Genomic DNA, 18,224 nt, shown 5'->3' with positions numbered 1-18,224 from the left:
TTCTTTATGCCCGTAATTTTCGGCTATTTCGCATTAATAAATAAATGAAATAAGGTACGCCAATAATTGAAATAACAATTCCAACTGGCAATTCAGCAGGTGCAAAGACCACCTTACCAATCCAATCTCCTGTTACAACAAGAATCATTCCGATAATACCGCTCATCGGAATGATATGTTGATGATGAATACCCACTAATCGCCTTGATATATGAGGAGCTAGTAATCCGACAAATGCAATGCTTCCGGAAACAATCACACTTGCACTGATCAATCCAACCGCCCCCATTACCAACAACACGCGTTGTCGGTTTATCCGAACCCCTAAACCAACAATCGTTATATCATGGAGTTGTAACACATTTAGAATGGGTGCTTTCCAAACGAGTAACGGAATGATTAGTAGAACCCAAGGTAACATAGATAATACTTGTTGCCATGATGCACTATAAATACTTCCTGATAACCAAACTGTCGCCATTTCAAAATCTTTAGGATCCATCTTCAATGAGATAAAAAGGGTAAGCGCACCAAAACCAGAATTCAATGCAATACCAACTAAAATCAAACGTTTTGGATCGAGCTGGCCTTGATGACTTGAAAGTATAAATAGCAGGAGAGTAGCGAGGACTCCACCAAGCCATCCCCATACAGACACCCCGACGATCGAGAGACTTGACATCTCATTCACATTCCCCTGAACAAAAAACATATAAAGAACCACTGTGAGTCCTACACCAGACTGAATACCTAAAATACCTGGATCGGCTAAATTATTTTTCGTCACACCTTGTAAAACGGCTCCTACTACTCCCAGTGATAAACCGACTAGAACACCAATTACTATTCTAGGCATCCTAAAACCAAAGATCACAAGTTCATGATTTGGAATATGATCGACACCAAATAACGTTCGGAACGTTTCAGATACCGTCAATGGGTATTGACCGCTTGTAAGACTCAAATAAATAACGAGTAACGTAAATAGGATTCCAATACCTGCTACTACAAAGAAACGCTTATTTAGATTCAGCTTAGGCATAACGCTTCCCTCCCTTTGTTTGAATCAGATAAAGGAAAAAAGGTACTCCTACAAGTGCCGTAATGACACCGACTGGAGTTTCAAATGGCGGGTTAATCAAACGGCTTACTATATCCGCCCATGCGAAAAATAGTGCACCGAACAATCCGGCGTATAGAACAATCTTTTTATAATCTTCGCCGACTAAAAAACGTGTGATATGCGGGATGATTAAACCGATAAAGGTAACCTTACCAACCAAAGCTACAGACGCACCTGTTAACAGTGCGACACTCACTAACGTCAATGTTTTCATCACCACAAGGTTAATTCCTAAACCTTGTGCGACTTCATCTCCTAGGGAAATGGCTGTAATAGACTTTGAAACGTAAAATGCTAAGAAAAGTCCGATGATTGCTAAAGGTACAGACCATTGAAGCATGACCGGATCAATTTGATGAAGTCTCGTATTGTACCAAAAACTGATATTTTGTGATATTTGAAAATATGTTGCCAGGGCTTGTGATACGCCGTTCAAAAACATACCTAGAATTGTTCCGATAATTACAAGCGATAAAGGCGACATGCCACCTGGCACTAGCTTGGCGACTCCAAAAACAAACACTGCGCCCATTAAAGAACCTATAAATGAAAAGATTAGGAGGGTAGCAGGTTGAACGTTCGGAAGAAATATCATTGACAATGTGATAACAAAAACCGAACCGTCGGTCACACCCATAATGCCGGGGGAGGCCAAGTAGTTTCTCGTCATTCCTTGCATAAGCGCTCCAGATATCGCGATGAAAGCACCGATCAACAAAGCACCTAGCACCCTAGAGATCCTGGAAGATCGTATGATTAGATGTTCCATATTCGTTTGATCAAAATGAACCAAGGCTTGCCATATTGTTAAAACCGAATAACGACTAGCCCCATACATGATTGAATACGTTATTGTAACGATAAATAAAATCAATAGGAAAAGGATTAATACAATCTTATTCTTTCGAATTATGGACATCTAAATTCCCTCTATTTCTTTAACACGTTTTCTTCCAGAGCTTTTAAGAATTCGATTTTACTTAATACCGTTCCTCCTTCTAACAAAGAATCTACAATATTGATATAAGCAGCATCATTTTTGAAAGCGTTGATATTTTGAATGATTGGATTCTTTTTCAATTCTTCATATGCTTGCTCATTCTCCTGATTTCCACTTGTTTGAATTTGAATGAAAAGAACATCTGGATTTGCTTCTGCTAGCTGCTCAATCGAAATCTCTTCTTGAGCTTTTGCTTTCTGGATAACGTCTGGAACATCTACTCCTAGTTCATTGTATAAAGAAGGGTTAAAGAATACATCCTCCGGGTAGACAAACAAGCTACCACCACGAATGCGAATCGCCATTACCGTCTTGCCTTTAAACTCTTCCTTTATTTCTGTCGCAGCTTTAATATCTTTGTCATATTGGGCTAAAAGTGTTTTCGCTTCTTCTTCTTTATCTCCAAGTTGAGCCATTAGCATCAGATTATCTTGCCAATTCGTTGAAATATGGGAAACTAAAATTGTAGGTGCAATTTGTTCCAATTTTTCAACCACTTCATCTTTGAATTTTGTCGTTCCCAAAATAACGTCTGGCTGCAATTCTAGAATTTTTTCAAAATTTGGTTGTTGCTTTTCACCGATTGACTCTGTATTTCCTACCACCGCTTTAAATGTTTCTGGGAATTCTCCTGCAACTGTAATTCCTCCAACTGGCTCTATATTTAAAACCGTTGCGTCTTCCATCGCTTCCATCGCCCCTGTAATGACAATGCGTTCTGCGTTTTCTGGTACAGAATAGGTCTCACCTAAGTATGTAATTTCTTGCATGCCATTTTCAGCTGCACTATCATCTGCAGATTGTTGCGTTGCTTCTTTGTCAACAGGGGATTCCTGTTTATCATTCTCTGTTGTTTTTTCCTCTTCTACTTTTCCTCCACATGCAGCAAGTACCAATATAGCCATCAATGCAAATACTAATAAGCTTAATTGCTTCTTCATCATTCATCTTCTCCTTTTAATTTAAGTATCGATGCCTAATTGTCCTTGAGACGGCAAACCTTCGTATTTCTTACGATTAAAACCACGCTCGGCGAGTAACAGCATAACTTGCACTAAGAATAACGTTGATGAAGTAGTCGATTCCCAGGTACTGCAATGCTGCCATCTGTGGCCCTCGCTTTATACCCATGAACTATTTCAACTACTACCTCTATCGAAATAGCAATTATTAGCCAATTCGCGGAGGAATCACCTCAGAATTATTCTAAATCCCTTTAACAGTCAGATAATTTAACTGAAAATATCTTATAACAAATCACTCTGAGTTCGATGGATCTTTTATGCGTCTAACTTTGTATTTCAGACGAAGAAATTGCAACCGGGTAAAAACGCACATCATTTACATACAGTTAGCCTATCTTGTCGCATTCCTAATGTTAGACCAATTACTACAGATTTTCTTTTCGTCCTTCCTATATTCCTTCCCTCCTATATAACTGAGTACTAAAAAATGAGACTTCCTTTTTTGCCGTAATAAAGAATCACCACCTTCTCAACTGAGAACAATTCTCATTTTATCGATAATGAGAATCATTGTCAATCATTAAATGAATTTTTTCCTAATGATGTAAATAGTTGTGTAACACCAATTGAGAAGTGTGGCTGCAAATGGATTTATCTACTACTAGATATAACTGCTTTTAAATTTTATTTGGAAATTAAAATAGTAATTCAACACAATTGATCGAAATTCATTTCGGTTGGATGTTCATGAAACATATTCCCTCCAGTCATACGTGCACACACAGTTAGCTTGTAATCTGTATGAATCGCATATTGTTTACATATGAAATTCGTTACTAGCTCCTTTTCGTCCGAACTAACAACTTCCATAAGGTTACCTACGTGTTTTCTTATACAAATAGCATCTAGCGGGATAACCAGTCCCATTCCTATTGCTTTTGTATAACTTTCCTTCATAGTCCAAATTTCATAGCATGCATGATTTCTATCATTTGAATTAAGTATCATTTGGTATTCATCCACAGTAAACAGTTGTTTAGCCAAGAGTAAATCGAAAGTTTGAATTTCCTCAATGTCAATGCCTACATCCTGATTATGTACTGCACAAACTACGTATTTACCTGAATGAGATATATTAAACTGAATAAATGGATAATCAGGTAAATACGGTTTGCCATATGCATTTCTTTTTAAGGTTATTTCTTTTAATGTTTTCCCAGTCCGTTGCTTTAAAACATGATCTAATAAATAATCTCCTATAATAGTTCGGTATGCATCATCCAGATGGTAGAACCTTCGAATATGCTTTTGTCTTTCTTTAGGCACTTTTAAAAGTAATTCCCCCAATTTTGCTTGACTCTTTTCTTTAGGTAATTGACAGATATAGACTTCTACCACATGGAATGCTCCCTTCATCTTTACAGTTTGATTTATTTTATAATAGACCGCTATTCTGCTTTCTCAACCAGATTCAAGTGTAGTGTGGGATCATTTTCTGTCGTTTTATTCATTCTCACTGCTATTAAACATGCAACTATTAAAAATATCGAAGCGCCAAACAATGCATATTGATAGGTTAGCAAGTTAACCTGTTCCCCTGTTGACGTATTGGATGTTCCTAGTACTCCTGATAAGATAGCAACCCCAAGAACTGCGCCAAGTCTATTTTGCATATTAAATAGCATTGTAGCTCTGCCCATTGATGGGGAGTCTATATTCTTAAAAGCTGATATTTGCGCTGCCCCAACTGTTTGTCCTAAGAAAAACCCTATTCCAAACATTAAAAATCTAAGTAACCACGGATTAGATGCAACAAATAACGAAATAAGCATAAAAACAATGATTGTACCAATTAGAGAAAAAATAAGGAGTCGCCGCAAACCCATTTTCTTCAATGTCCAAGGCATTAGCTGGGAAGCCACCATTAATCCAAGTGCTTCTATGAATGTGGTTAGACCTGTATGAAAAGCACTAACGTTCAACGCATTTTGATACATTAGCGGAAAAACATATAGCATTCCAAGTAAACCCGCGGCGGAACAAAGACCGATAAAACTCATTGAGCGGAACATTGGATCCTTGAACAATCTCACATCTATCAATGGTTTATCCTCACGCAGTTCAAGGCGAACAAGTAAAACCATTAATACAAGTCCCAAACATCCCGTTACTATAATTTCAGGAGATGTCCACCCTTTAACAGTTCCCTGTGTCAATGAATAAATCGACAGCGAAAAACCTGTTAAGGATAATATAAACCCTTTATAATCAAATGCTCCGGCTGTTGGCTCAACATGTTCCTGTAAATATACCTTCCCAATGAATAAAGCCAGCAAGCCTATAGGTATATTTATAAAAAATATCCAACGCCAGGAAATTGTATCCACTAAAAAACCACCTATAATAGGACCAAGAGCCGGAGCTAGTGCGATCGGTATAATTAGCATACGTGACAGCTTGGGACGCTCTTCATGAGTAAATGTCCGAAATAGAATGGCCATGCCAACAGGGGTAATGAAACCTGCCCCAATACCCTGGAGAATCCTATATACATTCAACGTAAACATATTATGAGCAAATCCGCACAAGACAGATGCAATAGTAAATATGCCTATCGCACTCAAAAATATCCGTTTTGTTCCAAAACGGTCCCCCATCCAGCCTGCTGCTGGTAGAAACATGGCTAAACTAATTAGATATCCAATATTTATGGTTCCCATGGCTTCAGGAGGAACATGGAATGTTCCTCCAATAGCCGGCAATGCCACATTAACAATTGTACTGTCGAGAGCAGACATAAACATCGCTAATACATATACTGCACCTACAGCAAACTTCACACTTACACGTTTCTTCATGGTTAATTCCTATTACTAACATTCTCAATTGTCTTCACACTGTTCGGCATTAAATTATCCCATTTGGAATTTACATAATCCAAACATTCTTGCCTATTCGCCACTCCATAAACCTGATCCCAGCCCGATGGAATGTGAAGAAAACCAGGCCAAAGAGAATATTGTCCCTCACTATTGATTAATACAGCATAAGATTCCTCTGCGTTTTCAAAAGGGTTACTCATGTTCTATCTCTTCCTCTCTGAGTTTATTTTAGTCGATTCATACAACATACTTAGCTTTTTAGATAGAATCTCTCCGATTTCTGCTAATGGTTCCGGTTGGCACATATCTTTATGACGACAATGAATATCATATACTTCCAACTTGCCATCGATGTAAGGCTCCCATGTATTAGTGGAAATTGGATCAAACCACTCTGGGGTAATAGTCGATCTAAAAAACAAGACATCACCTTGATATATTTCCGGTTCAAATTCACTTAAGTTTTGAACAGATTGTACATATGTTTCCTTTAAATTAGTGATTGTTTTATCATCAAGACTCGCTAACGCACTTCCATCCTTTCTTAACAACTCTATGGCATCTTCGAGCGTAAGTGCATCTCCATTTACGCTTTCAGGATCATAACCTCCCAATGCAAGCAAAGCAATAAGTGCTTCTTCCTCATCTGGAACATTCTTAATTGGGAGAAAATGATTTGGATAAGAATCTAACATAGCAACTAGCGCAACCTTTTCACCCTTTTTCTGCAGTTTTGTCGACATGGCTTGCATGATATTACCTCCGAGTGACCATCCCAGTAAATAGTAGGGACCTTGTGGTTGAACAGATTGTATCTGTTCAACATAATCCTCAGCCATCTCATCTAATGAATGGGGATGATTATCTGGCTCGGAAATACCTCGTGCCTGAAGACCGTAAATTGGATAATCTTTGTTCAATTCCTTCATCAGACCTGCGTAACACCAACTAAGTCCGCCAGCCGGATGAACACAGAATAAAGGAGATAAGCTTCCACTTGTTCGAAGTGGTAACAAAACCTCTAGCGCACTTGTATTGTCACCAGTTTCCAATCGTTCTGCCAGACCCGCAACCGTAGGAGACTCAAAGAGATTCCCAATACTTAGGTCAATACCAAATGATTCTTTGATTCGAGTCATTAGCTGGACAGCAAGTAAGGAGTGTCCCCCTAGGTGGAAGAATTCGTCATCAATTCCCACATACGGCAAATCCAATACTTCCATAAATAGATTACATAATATTTCCTCCTGTGGTGTTCTTGGTCCTTTGTCTGTTACTTCCTCAGAATAATCTGGATCAGGTAAAGCCTTGTAATCTAGCTTCCCATTAGGAGTTAATGGGAATATATCAATCATGATAAATGCGGAAGGTATCATATAATCTGGCAAACGTTTAGCAACCCACCGCCGGATATCAACACCATTTTCACTTGCATCGGAATTTAATATTATATAAGCAAGCAGTTGATTTCCACTCGACTGGCCCTCTCTGCTGACCACGGTTACCTGTTCGATGCTAGGGTGCTCGGATAGCACAGATTCAATTTCCCCTAGCTCAATCCTAAAGCCTCTTATTTTCACCTGTTGATCAGCGCGTCCGATGTAATCTAACATGTCATATTCTTTCCAACGGGCTAAATCACCCGTACGGTACATTCTAGATCCATTTTCAACGAATGGATTTGCCACGAAACGGTCAGCCGTTAAACCTGGTCTTCCTAAATATCCCCTTGCTAACCCTGGACCAGATACATACATTTCTCCAATAACCCCTATTGGTACTGGCTGTAAATATTCATCCAATATATATACATTTAAGTCTTTTATCTCCTGACCGATAATACTATTCGCTCTTAGTGATACAAGAGCTTCATTAATTTCCATATACGTAACATGTACGGTCGTTTCCGTAATTCCATACATATTAATTAGTTTAGGTGCGTCCTCTGTATGACGCTTATACCAATCCTCTAGTCGATTAAGTTCAAGCGCTTCTCCGCCAAAAATGACATATCGTAATTGCAGCTGTTTACCTACTTCCTGCTGTTCTCTGTCCGCCTGCATTAATTGATAAAATGCGGAAGGAGTTTGATTCAGGACCGTTACTTTCTCATTTACTAATAGTTGTAAAAACTCATACGGAGAACGGCTAATCTCATAAGACACAATAACAAGTCTTCCACCATAGAGCAGAGCCCCCCACATTTCCCATACCGAAAAGTCAAACGCATAGGAGTGGAATAAAGTCCATACGTCATCCGCATTAAATTGGAACCATTCGTCTGTAGATCCTAGTAGACGATTCACATTTTGATGGGGAATCACTACTCCTTTAGGCAGACCAGTGGAACCCGAAGTATATATAATATATGCCGGATGAAGAGCTTGTAACGGCTCTGTACGCTCTGCATCTATTGGATTCGTATCTTTTTGTTTACTAAGTACTTCCTGTGTATCTTCTGCATCTAAAATAAGTTTTGGCACCGCATAATTATTAGGTAATTTATTTGTATACTCTTCATTTGTAATCACCATCAAAGGCTTTACGTCCTCTATCATAAAGGTAATTCGTTCACTCGGATAATTAGGATCAATAGGCACATATGCAGCTCCAGCTTTTATAATACCAAGCATAGCGATTACCATTTCCATTGATCTAGGTAAAGCTAAGACAATATATTGCTCCGGTCCAACGCCTTGTCCAATTAATAGATGCGCAAGTTGATTAGCCCTTTCATTCAATGTTTGATATGTCATTTGTTCGTTTTCAAAGATGAGCGCTATATTTTTTGGTTCAAGCATGGCCTGCTTTTCAAATCGTACTGACAAACTGGATTCTTCCTGTTCATCATTCACTTTTACATCTTGGACCAGCTCTTTCTTTTCATTTTGATCTAAAATCTCCAGAAGTCCGATTGGTTTATCCTGATCAAGCACAGCAGATTCTAACAAACGAATCAGTCTATTCATCATCGATTCTATTGTCTCTTCTGTAAACAAGTCTGTACTATACTCAAGGAATCCATCTAATCCTTCCGCATACCCCGATTCACTTACATTTTCTCGAAACTCTAACGTCATATCGAATTTAGAAGCTCCTACGCTATATAATGACAATTCACTCTTCATTTCAGGTAAATCTAACTTTGGCTCAGGTGTATTTTGTAATGCAAGCATGATTTGGAATAATGGATGCCTTGATCTAGAACGCGGAGGATTCAATTCCTCTACCAATCTTTCAAAAGGTAAATCCTGGTTTTCATACGCATTCAAATTTACCTTTCTCACTCTACCAAGTAACTTCTTAAAGCTCGGATTACCAGATGTATCAGTACGTAATACTAAGGTGTTAATGAACAACCCCACGAGATTTGTCAAAGCATCATCATTTCTTCCAGCTACCGGACTCCCTAAAGGTATATCATATCCTGCCCCAAGACGAGTCAGTAACGCCGTAAGACCGGCTTGCAACGTCATAAATAAACTAACTCCGTTTTGTGCAGAGATATGAAGTAACTTCTGATGAAGCCTCGCGTCAATCGTAAAGCGATACGTTTTCCCTAAATAGCTAGATTCCACTGGTCGTGGATAATCTGTTGGGAGTTCCAAATGATCAGGTAAATCCGCTAAGGTATTTAACCAATAATCAAGCTGTTCTTTAACAAGACTCTCTTGTCCTTGCTTTTCTTCCAATAAATTCTCTTGCCAATATGCATAATCCGCGTATTGAACTGGTAAATTTATCCAATCCGGCTGTTTGCCATTAACGCGGCTCCTATATGCCTTCTTCAAATCTTGTGTTAACGGCGTCAAGGACCATCCATCGCCAACGATATGATGTAGTAACAGTACAACAACATGTTCTTTCTCTGCGGTTGAAAAGAGCTCAACTCGAAATGCAGGTTCCTCATCCAATTGGAAGCAATATTTAACAGTATTATTCAATCGGCTTGTTAACTCGGATGCTTCTATTTGGTGTACATGTAAATCTGGCTTAACCTTTTCTGGATTTAATACCTCTTGCCTGGCTGTCCCCGCATGTTCGGGAAAAATAGTTCGCAACGGTTCATGCCTTTCTATTACATCGCAGATTGCTTCTTGCAATGCGTTCTTTTCTAATTTCCCTGATAATCTAACCACTAGTGGTATATTATATGTAGGGCTTGGTCCTTCTAACTGATATAGGAACCATAATCGACGCTGCGCAAACGATAATGGGATATCACCCTTGGATTCGACTCTTTGAACAGGGGGCCTTCCTTTCCGTCCTGCCTCTAACTGTTTAACAAGTCCTTCTACAGTCGGTGTTTCAAAGATTTTCCCTATCCCAACTTCCACTTCAAAGACTTCACGAATACGATTCGCTAACTGTACAGCAAGTAATGAATGACCGCCAAGATGGAAGAAACTATCGTCAATTCCCACTTGTGAAACATTTAACACTTGTTTAAATAAATCACAAACTATTTCCTCCTGTGGTGTTCTAGGATCTCGACTATCTTTACCTTTTTCGAATTCTGGAGACGGCAATGCTTTGCGGTCTATTTTCTTATTTGGTGTCAGCGGCAAATCGTCCATTATAATAAAGGCAGAAGGAACCATATAATCAGGAAGTAATTCTTCCACATATTTACGTGTTTTAGCTAAATCAATAATGGCATTCTTTTCTGGCACGAGATAAGCTATTATACGGTTATCCCCTGGTTGGTCCTCCCTAGCAACAACGACTACTTGACTAACCTCTGAGTTTTTCGCTATGACGGATTCAATTTCTCCAAGCTCTATTCGAAAACCGCGGATTTTAACTTGATGATCTGACCTGCCAATATAATCAAGCTTTCCATCCGCATGCCAACGTGCAATATCGCCTGTTTTGTACATCCTTTCACCTGGATTTCCATATGGATTAGCAATGAATGTATCTGCTGTTAAATCCGGACGATTAAAATAGCCCTGTGCTAACCCTTTACCTGCAATATATAAATCTCCACTTACCCCTGGGGGGACAGGCTGTAAACCGGCATCTAAAATGAATATTTGTGTATTTTCGATCGGATAGCCAACAGAAGGAATACCCGTTTCCCCTGTATTTAAAGTAATAGCTGTGGACCAGATTGTCGTTTCTGTTGGTCCATACAAATTTGTCACTTCACAATCTAGCTCATGTAAAGATTTTACGAGTTTTTTAGGAAGCGCTTCTCCGCCAACCAAGATACGTATTCCACGAAGTGCTTCTGGATAGGTCGATACAAGCGCATTCCAGTGTGTGGGCGTTGCCTGCATAATGGAAATATTACGGTCTTCAATCAATTGTGCTAATATTGCCGGGTCTTTGTTTGCGTTATCCTTTGCAATCACACAACATGCACCACTAATGAGCGGAAGAAATATTTCCAATGCTGAAATGTCAAAAGCAATTGTCGTAACTGCTAAAAGACGATCCTGATGACTCAAAGCAAACTTATTTTGCATCGAGCAAAGGAAGTTGGTTAATCCTTCAACTGTAACAACAACTCCTTTCGGACGCCCTGTCGATCCGGAAGTATAAATCATGTACGCTGGACTCTTGGGCGCTACTATTCTGTTCGGATAATCTATATCAGCATAAGCTGTTAGTTGATTACGAACAGCGGGATCATCCAACACGACATGATCTACATGACTGTCTAGTAATTGAGATTGTATGTCCTTATGTGTCAGGATACAAATCGGCTGTGCATCTTCCAGAATATAAGAAATTCGCTCAACAGGATATTCGGGATCAATTGGCAAATACGCTGCTCCCGCTCTTAAAACAGCCAACATTGCAATAACCATATCTACGGATCGGGGTAAAGCCAAAGCAGCAAACTTACCAGGCCCTAGTCCCTTTTCCTCAAGTAAATTCGTCAGACAATTAACCCGTTTATTTAATGCTGCATAAGAAAGGCTTTCATCGTCGAACCTTAAGGCCTCGGCATGCGGTGTACGGGTAACTTGTTTTAAAAATATTTCTTGTACAGACATATAAGACAATTGTTGAGTTGTTTGATTCCAATTATTGATTACATTGTCAAACTCTCCAGGTAAAAGTACCCCTAATTGAGATATTGGCAAATCCGCATCTGCAGCAGCTATATTCTCAATCAAATTCACCAAACGATTTAGATGAAGAGTTACCTCATCCGGTTCATAAATATCCGCATTGGCATCCAAATCAATCCTTATCCCTTTTCCGTCTTGTTGATCATATATATTCAAGGATAGGTCATCTACTGGACCCGTATGGAGCTTATTTGTCGTTCCTTTACTACCAGCGAAGTCCAATCCATAATCAAATGGCATCATATTTATTTGAGGTCCGAACAAGCGTTGACCATCCCCTAACAACTTCAGATCATGCCGTAAATATTCATGACGATAATGCTGATGGGACCGCACTTGCTTTATTTCTTGATGAACTTGTTTTATCAACTCTATGAAACTCATTTTGGGTTGTATATTCAGTCTTAATGGTAGTAAATTCATCACCATTGCTGGGACCTTTACTGAAGACGTGCCCATACGACACATCATTGGTAAACAAAGCACAATGTCCTCACTACTAGTTAAACGCTGCATATATACAGCAACAGCTGCTACAATCGTTTCATACCAGTTTCCCCCTCTGGAACTAGCTGTTTTCCTTAACCGCTCTATCGTATCTGCTTGCAAATAACTTGTCTTATGGATAATGCGTTTAGATAATCCTAACGATGAACCCTTTAAACTAACAATGTCTGGATGATCCTGGAATCGCTCCATCCAAAACTCACGGTCTTGAATAAATTTCTCCGAACGCACATACGATTGATGTTCATCCAATACCTTTTGAAAATCTCCCAACTCATTTCCCTTTATCGTTTCTTGCTTTACTAGGGCTGTATAAATCTGAGCAACACGTTGTACGATTAGAGAAAAACCGAAAGCATCTGCTGCAATATGATGAATACGCAAATACCAAAAACTTCGATTCTCGCTTATCTTACATAGAGCCTGTTTAACAACGACATCTTTAGTTAAATCCAACGGTTTATCTATATCAGATTTCATCCATTTTTTTGCAGATTGATCAGGGTCCACTTCCCCAGTAACATCGATAAGTTCAAGCGAAAAATCCCTTTTCTCGGAAATATGCTGCCATGGACCATTTTCGTCTGCTCCATATTTAGCATGAATGGAATCTGTCTCTTTCATTACTCGTTCTACAGCTTTCTTAAAATACTCCACATGTAGCTTTCCATTTATGTCAATATACTCCGCTGTATTATAAACAGGGTTATCCGACTCCAATTGCTGCGCATACCAAATTCCAGCTTGCGCACCCGTTAATGACTGATACTTCGTTAACACGCTAGACATACGATACCCCCTCCTTTATATTTATACTTTCACCATTCGGCTTTCCATTAAATCACACCATTCAGCTAATGTTTTTCTTTCCACTAAGTCCATAAAGCTTACTTCCAGACCTTGTTGTCTCCATGCTTCAACTAAACTCATAAGTCCAATAGAATCAAGCCCCATATAAAATAAATCATCTGTGTCTGATAGATCCTTCGCTTGTATATCCAGTAAGCAGGCAACTTGCTCATGAATTGTTTCAAATGTAAGGGATTCATTATTGCTATTTTCTGTACCTTTCGACAGTACTTTGATTAATTCATCTGTAGACGTCGTAACACCACAACGTTTAGCGGCATAATCCAATGCCATTTTATGTTCATCATATGAAAAGTCGGCAACCGCATCTGCTACGAGGAAAGGCTGTATATCATACATGAATGCCTCTGCAGCCGTCATTAAACATCCTATATGGGCATAAACTCCACAAATAATTAGTTGGTCACGCCCTTGCTTTTCTAATATATTCAAGAAATCTGATTTTTTAAACGCACTATAACGCCATTTAGTTAACATTAAATCATTTGAATCTGGTGCTAAATCTTTAATAATCCCTGTTTGAGCTGGATCATCGGATAATCCTTTTCCCCAAAAGTCAGTTAGGAGTGCCCGATCTGCCGCGTTCTGATTCCCTGGTTGCGCCGTATAGGCAACTGGAATCCCTTGCTTTTTGCACTGCTCTTTCAATTTTGCGATATTATGGATCAATTCTGGTATCGGTGATTGTTCCGTATCATAAAAGTTCAAAAAATAATTCTGCATATCATGTATGAGCAGAACTGCCCTATCCGGCTCCACCTGCCACGACACTTTATTTGTTGGATAAATAGATATATTCGGCATTTGATAAGATGGAATAGTAGGAATTCCCATGTAATCACGTCCTTTTCGTTTATTTTATTTATAGATAGGTGATAGTTTCTTTGTAATCATTTCACGCAATGCTTTTTTACTGACCTTTCCAAATGATGTTTGTGGAAAGGTATCCACTATTTCAACCCGGTCAGGAATCTTAAAATCCGCGATCCCTCTTTTTATTAGAAAATCCTTCATTTCAACTTTAGTTATCATCCCCTCATTAGGGATAACAAACGCACATGATCTCTCTCCAAGAAATTTATCCGGCATAGAGACGACAGCAACGTCAAATACATTAGGATGTGAAGCAATATGATCTTCCATTTCCTCTGCAGCTATTTTTTCACCGCCACGATTTATCTGGTCCTTAATACGACCTTCAACGACAATATTTCCCGCTTCGTCTAAGCTAACTAAATCACCTGTGCGATAAAACCCATTCGACGTAAATGCTTTAGCATTATGTTGTTCCGCTTTATAATATCCGCGTATAGTATATGGGCCCCTAGTTAACAATTCCCCTACTGCACCTAGTTCAACTTCCCGATCCTCTTCGTCAACTACACGAATCTCATCGTAGGGTGACATCGGTCGTCCCTGCGTATTAATAATAGTCTCTTCTGGATCATCTAATCTTGTGTAATTAACCAACCCTTCAGCCATCCCATACACTTGTTGCAGCTTACATCCAAAGGTCTGTTGCATTCGTTTAGCTATTTCAGCATTGAAATGCGCTCCGCCAACTTGAATGATTTCTAAACTAGTGAAATCATATGAACGTGTCTTCAATGCTTCCAACCAAATAATGGCTATCGGTGGAACAAGTGCTACAATCGTTACTTTTTCTTTTTCGATTATAGGGAAAGCCTCGTCTGGACTTGATCCTGTTGCTAGCACGATCCTTGCGCCTGCATAAAGTGAACCGAGCACTCCCGGTGAACTCAATGGATAATTATGCGCAATTGCTAAAACTGCAAGGTACACACTATTCTCATCCATTCGACATATTTCATTACTCTTACGAAGACTATACATATACTCATCATGTGTTCGTGGAATTAATTTAGATAGCCCTGTACTACCACCAGATAATTGTAAAAATGCGATGTCATTTGGATAAACATTAGGCTTAATATACTCTTCTTCCAAATAAAGATCTGCTAACTGTTCCAACTCTTCAGATTCACCAAGTGTAATGATATGCTCTAAAGTACTTGTTTCACGCTGAATGGTCTTAGCCATTTCATGATAATGATATCCGGAAAAGTTTTCCGGCATTATATAAGCCTTTGCCTCGGTCAACTCACAAAAATACTGTATTTCACTATATCGGTGCGACGGCAAAGCAAATACTGGCAACACTCCTAATCGGAACAAGGCAAAACAAACCTCAAAAAACTCAACTGTATTTGGAATTTGAATGACTACTCTATCTTCTTTTTTAAAACCAAGCTTTTGAAACCCGGAAGCAAGTTGATCCACTCTTTTATCCAAAGTTTCATAACTTACTTGTTTTCCCCCATCAGTTATTGCAATCTTATTACCGTGTTCTTCTGCTCTTTCTCGAAGCATCTGTCCAAATGTTTCTCCACGCCAACAATCCTTTTCACGATAAAATGCAGCTATTTCATCAGGCCATGGTTGACACCCTTCCATAAGTATTCCTCCCTGTTTACTTTGTTTTTGACATATCTATGCCCTTATAGTTTTTCAATACCCATAGCATCCAGCATTGTTTTGAACTTCGCTCCAGTCTCATTCAATTCTTCCTCGGGAATGGAGCCAGCAACTACACCTGCACCCGCAAATAATCGTATATCGTTTTCTTCAACTTCCGCACAACGAATCGTGACTATCCATTCTCCATTCCCATTTTCATCACACCAGCCGACCATTCCAGCAAAAAAACCTCTATTAAACGGCTCAATCTCATAAATGGCTTCACGTGCTAACTCTGTCGGATGTCCACATACCGCCGGTGTAGGATGTAACGCAATACCTAATTCTAAAGAAGATGTTTGTGCCTGTTTTAACGTTCCATATATTTCTGTTGACAGATGCCACATTGCTTCTGTCTTAATTAATGATGGTATTTCTGGAACATCCATCGATTCACAAAAAGGAGCTAATGATTCTTTTACCATATTGACAACCACAGCGTGTTCATATAAATCTTTTTCAGATTCCAACAGTTCTAACGCTCTACGCTGATCTTCTATTGGATCATCACACCGAGGTCTCGAGCCTGCTAATGGATTTGCGAATAATGTTGAATCGTTTTTAGACACAAGCAATTCTGGACTCGCACCAATTAATATACGTTTCCCATTTGTTGATACCGTTTCCTTATTACTAATCGTATTAACGTCTGATATATCAACAGCAAATGTGTATCCTTGCTTATTATGATGTTCCAACCTTTTTAAAATCTGTTTTACATCAATCTGCTCTTTCGTTTTAAAATTCAAGGCTCTAGAAACAACTATCTTATCTATTTGTCCTGACGAAATCTTATCTAGGCCTTGATTTACACCTTTCATATATTCTGCTGGCTCCGGAATATGCTGAATTTCATACGGCTGCAAAGGAATATTTTCTAGTTGGACACTATCTTTTACCAATGCGGTAGATACTTTTACTTCCTCAGGTATGATCATTTTTGATGCTTCCGAGTAATCAAACGGAACTGCACCCACAACGATCGGATGCGGATGTCCTGCTCGTTTCGCCTGTTCAATCGCCTCTTCCACCCTATCCGGTAAACTACATATTTGATTTTTAGTCTTCCACGTCTCCTTTACAACTGAGAAAACGCCTTTCCCCATAATCGTTTGCTTTGACGATGATAAAAAGAAATCACCTGATTCATATTCATCTAAAATCGATTTTACCTTTGACATACTCACTTTACTCATATTTCTGTTTCCTCCTCGTTAAACACCTAGTGTGGCTCCACCATCAACAACCATATCGTGCATGGTTATATGTGATGCATCATCTGACGCAAAAAATAATACTGAATTCGCAATATCAGATGGCGTTCCAATTTTACCAAGTGGAATACCTACTCGATATACCTCAGATTGTCCGTCTATCGTTTCTATTTCTCCCTCTTCATTACTCCAAAGTTTTCTTAGCATTTTTGTATCAGTAGATCCAGGCGAAATAACATTACAGCGTATATTATGCTTCGCAAGTTCCAAACCAAGACATTTTGTGAACATTGTTGCTGCCGCCTTCGAAGCTCCATAGGCCGCCATTCCAATTCTAGGAATGTGGCTGGCGTTGGAACTTACCGTAATAATCGATCCCTTTTCACGTGGAATCATTTGCCTACTGACTATTTTTGACATATGGAATACACCCGTTGCATTCACAGAAAAACTTGCATCCCAATCCGCCACATCTAAGTTATCTATTAAATCTAACTTCAGTAATCCTGCCACATTCACCAATATATCTATCGGTCCAAGCTCAGACTCAACTGTAGAAATAACTTCTTCTACAATCACTGGGTCCGTAACATCTGAAGGAAAAGCTGTAATTGGATATCCTCTTTCTTGCATCTTTCTAATACCTTTAACTAATTCATCTTTGTCCTTATCGATCGCCGCTATCACCGCCCCATGTTCAGCTAGCCGCTCAACTATTAATCGGCCTATACCGCCGGATGCTCCCGTGACAACAGCTGTTTTACCTTCTAATTGACTCTCTTTCATTGTCCCATTCCTTTCGAGTTAAGGAGTTGCAATTGATATTGATAATGATAATCGTTATCAATTACTAACCTCATGCTAATTTAATTAAAGACAACAATCAAGGCGTTTTTGAATTTTAAGAATTAAGACCTATATTTATTTTTTGATATAGTTAACATTTTATTTGTATCTTTTACATAGGAAAAGATATATTAGAACAACTCTAAATAGTTAACGGCCTCATTAGGTAAAGGCTTTTTTACCTGGTAATCACCGC

At 39.0% G+C, this 18,224-nt stretch carries 11 protein-coding genes; all 11 read right to left on the bottom strand.

Annotation, left to right across the window (positions count from 1 at the left end; genetic code table 11):
* Window positions 1-4: 4 nt before the first annotated feature.
* Window positions 5-1,042, bottom strand: a complete 1,038-nt coding sequence (locus tag CSV64_RS03980) for a FecCD family ABC transporter permease (RefSeq protein ID WP_099632896.1) — start codon at window positions 1,040-1,042, stop codon at window positions 5-7.
* On the bottom strand, window positions 1,035-2,042 hold the full coding sequence (locus CSV64_RS03975) for a FecCD family ABC transporter permease (RefSeq protein WP_099632895.1): 1,008 nt from the start codon (window positions 2,040-2,042) through the stop codon (window positions 1,035-1,037). The genes CSV64_RS03980 and CSV64_RS03975 overlap by 8 nt, the downstream gene beginning before the upstream one ends.
* Window positions 2,043-2,053: 11 nt before the next feature.
* A complete protein-coding gene (locus CSV64_RS03970) occupies window positions 2,054-3,064 on the bottom strand; it encodes an ABC transporter substrate-binding protein (protein ID WP_099633022.1) in 1,011 nt (336 codons plus the stop codon).
* A gap of 732 nt (window positions 3,065-3,796) precedes the next feature.
* Window positions 3,797-4,486: a 4'-phosphopantetheinyl transferase family protein gene (locus CSV64_RS03965; protein WP_158232975.1), complete on the bottom strand. Its 690-nt coding sequence runs from the start codon at window positions 4,484-4,486 to the stop codon at window positions 3,797-3,799.
* 50 nt (window positions 4,487-4,536) lie between these two features.
* The gene (locus CSV64_RS03960) at window positions 4,537-5,946 is read right to left on the bottom strand and encodes an MDR family MFS transporter (RefSeq protein ID WP_099632893.1); all 1,410 of its coding nucleotides are present in this window, start codon (window positions 5,944-5,946) and stop codon (window positions 4,537-4,539) included.
* 2 nt (window positions 5,947-5,948) lie between these two features.
* Entirely contained in the window at window positions 5,949-6,170 is a 222-nt protein-coding gene (locus CSV64_RS03955; protein ID WP_099632892.1) for an MbtH family protein, read from the bottom strand.
* 3 nt (window positions 6,171-6,173) lie between these two features.
* Window positions 6,174-13,349, bottom strand: coding sequence for an amino acid adenylation domain-containing protein (locus CSV64_RS03950; protein ID WP_099632891.1), 7,176 nt, complete (start codon window positions 13,347-13,349; stop codon window positions 6,174-6,176).
* A gap of 21 nt (window positions 13,350-13,370) precedes the next feature.
* Window positions 13,371-14,264, bottom strand: coding sequence for an isochorismatase (locus CSV64_RS03945; protein ID WP_099632890.1), 894 nt, complete (start codon window positions 14,262-14,264; stop codon window positions 13,371-13,373).
* A gap of 24 nt (window positions 14,265-14,288) precedes the next feature.
* The gene (locus CSV64_RS03940) at window positions 14,289-15,905 is read right to left on the bottom strand and encodes a (2,3-dihydroxybenzoyl)adenylate synthase (protein ID WP_099632889.1); all 1,617 of its coding nucleotides are present in this window, start codon (window positions 15,903-15,905) and stop codon (window positions 14,289-14,291) included.
* A 44-nt stretch (window positions 15,906-15,949) separates the two neighbouring features.
* Window positions 15,950-17,164 (bottom strand): isochorismate synthase DhbC, encoded by a 1,215-nt coding sequence (gene dhbC, locus CSV64_RS03935; protein ID WP_099632888.1) that lies wholly within the window; start codon window positions 17,162-17,164, stop codon window positions 15,950-15,952.
* An 18-nt stretch (window positions 17,165-17,182) separates the two neighbouring features.
* On the bottom strand, window positions 17,183-17,968 hold the full coding sequence (locus CSV64_RS03930) for a 2,3-dihydro-2,3-dihydroxybenzoate dehydrogenase (protein WP_099632887.1): 786 nt from the start codon (window positions 17,966-17,968) through the stop codon (window positions 17,183-17,185).
* Window positions 17,969-18,224: the final 256 nt, after the last annotated feature.

Source organism: Sporosarcina sp. P32b (assembly GCF_002743335.1).
Classification (GTDB): domain Bacteria; phylum Bacillota; class Bacilli; order Bacillales_A; family Planococcaceae; genus Sporosarcina.
Note: the sequence above shows the minus strand (reverse complement) of the source record. Positions and strands in the feature narration are given on the sequence as shown.

Coding starts and splice junctions, on each gene's coding strand:
- CSV64_RS03980 (WP_099632896.1), bottom strand. CDS start 1,042: ATGCCTAAGCTGAATCTAAATAAGCGTTTCTTTGTAGTAGCAGGTATT.
- CSV64_RS03975 (WP_099632895.1), bottom strand. CDS start 2,042: ATGTCCATAATTCGAAAGAATAAGATTGTATTAATCCTTTTCCTATTG.
- CSV64_RS03970 (WP_099633022.1), bottom strand. CDS start 3,064: ATGAAGAAGCAATTAAGCTTATTAGTATTTGCATTGATGGCTATATTG.
- CSV64_RS03960 (WP_099632893.1), bottom strand. CDS start 5,946: ATGAAGAAACGTGTAAGTGTGAAGTTTGCTGTAGGTGCAGTATATGTA.
- CSV64_RS03955 (WP_099632892.1), bottom strand. CDS start 6,170: ATGAGTAACCCTTTTGAAAACGCAGAGGAATCTTATGCTGTATTAATC.
- CSV64_RS03950 (WP_099632891.1), bottom strand. CDS start 13,349: ATGTCTAGCGTGTTAACGAAGTATCAGTCATTAACGGGTGCGCAAGCT.
- CSV64_RS03945 (WP_099632890.1), bottom strand. CDS start 14,264: ATGGGAATTCCTACTATTCCATCTTATCAAATGCCGAATATATCTATT.
- CSV64_RS03940 (WP_099632889.1), bottom strand. CDS start 15,905: ATGGAAGGGTGTCAACCATGGCCTGATGAAATAGCTGCATTTTATCGT.
- dhbC (WP_099632888.1), bottom strand. CDS start 17,164: ATGAGTAAAGTGAGTATGTCAAAGGTAAAATCGATTTTAGATGAATAT.
- CSV64_RS03930 (WP_099632887.1), bottom strand. CDS start 17,968: ATGAAAGAGAGTCAATTAGAAGGTAAAACAGCTGTTGTCACGGGAGCA.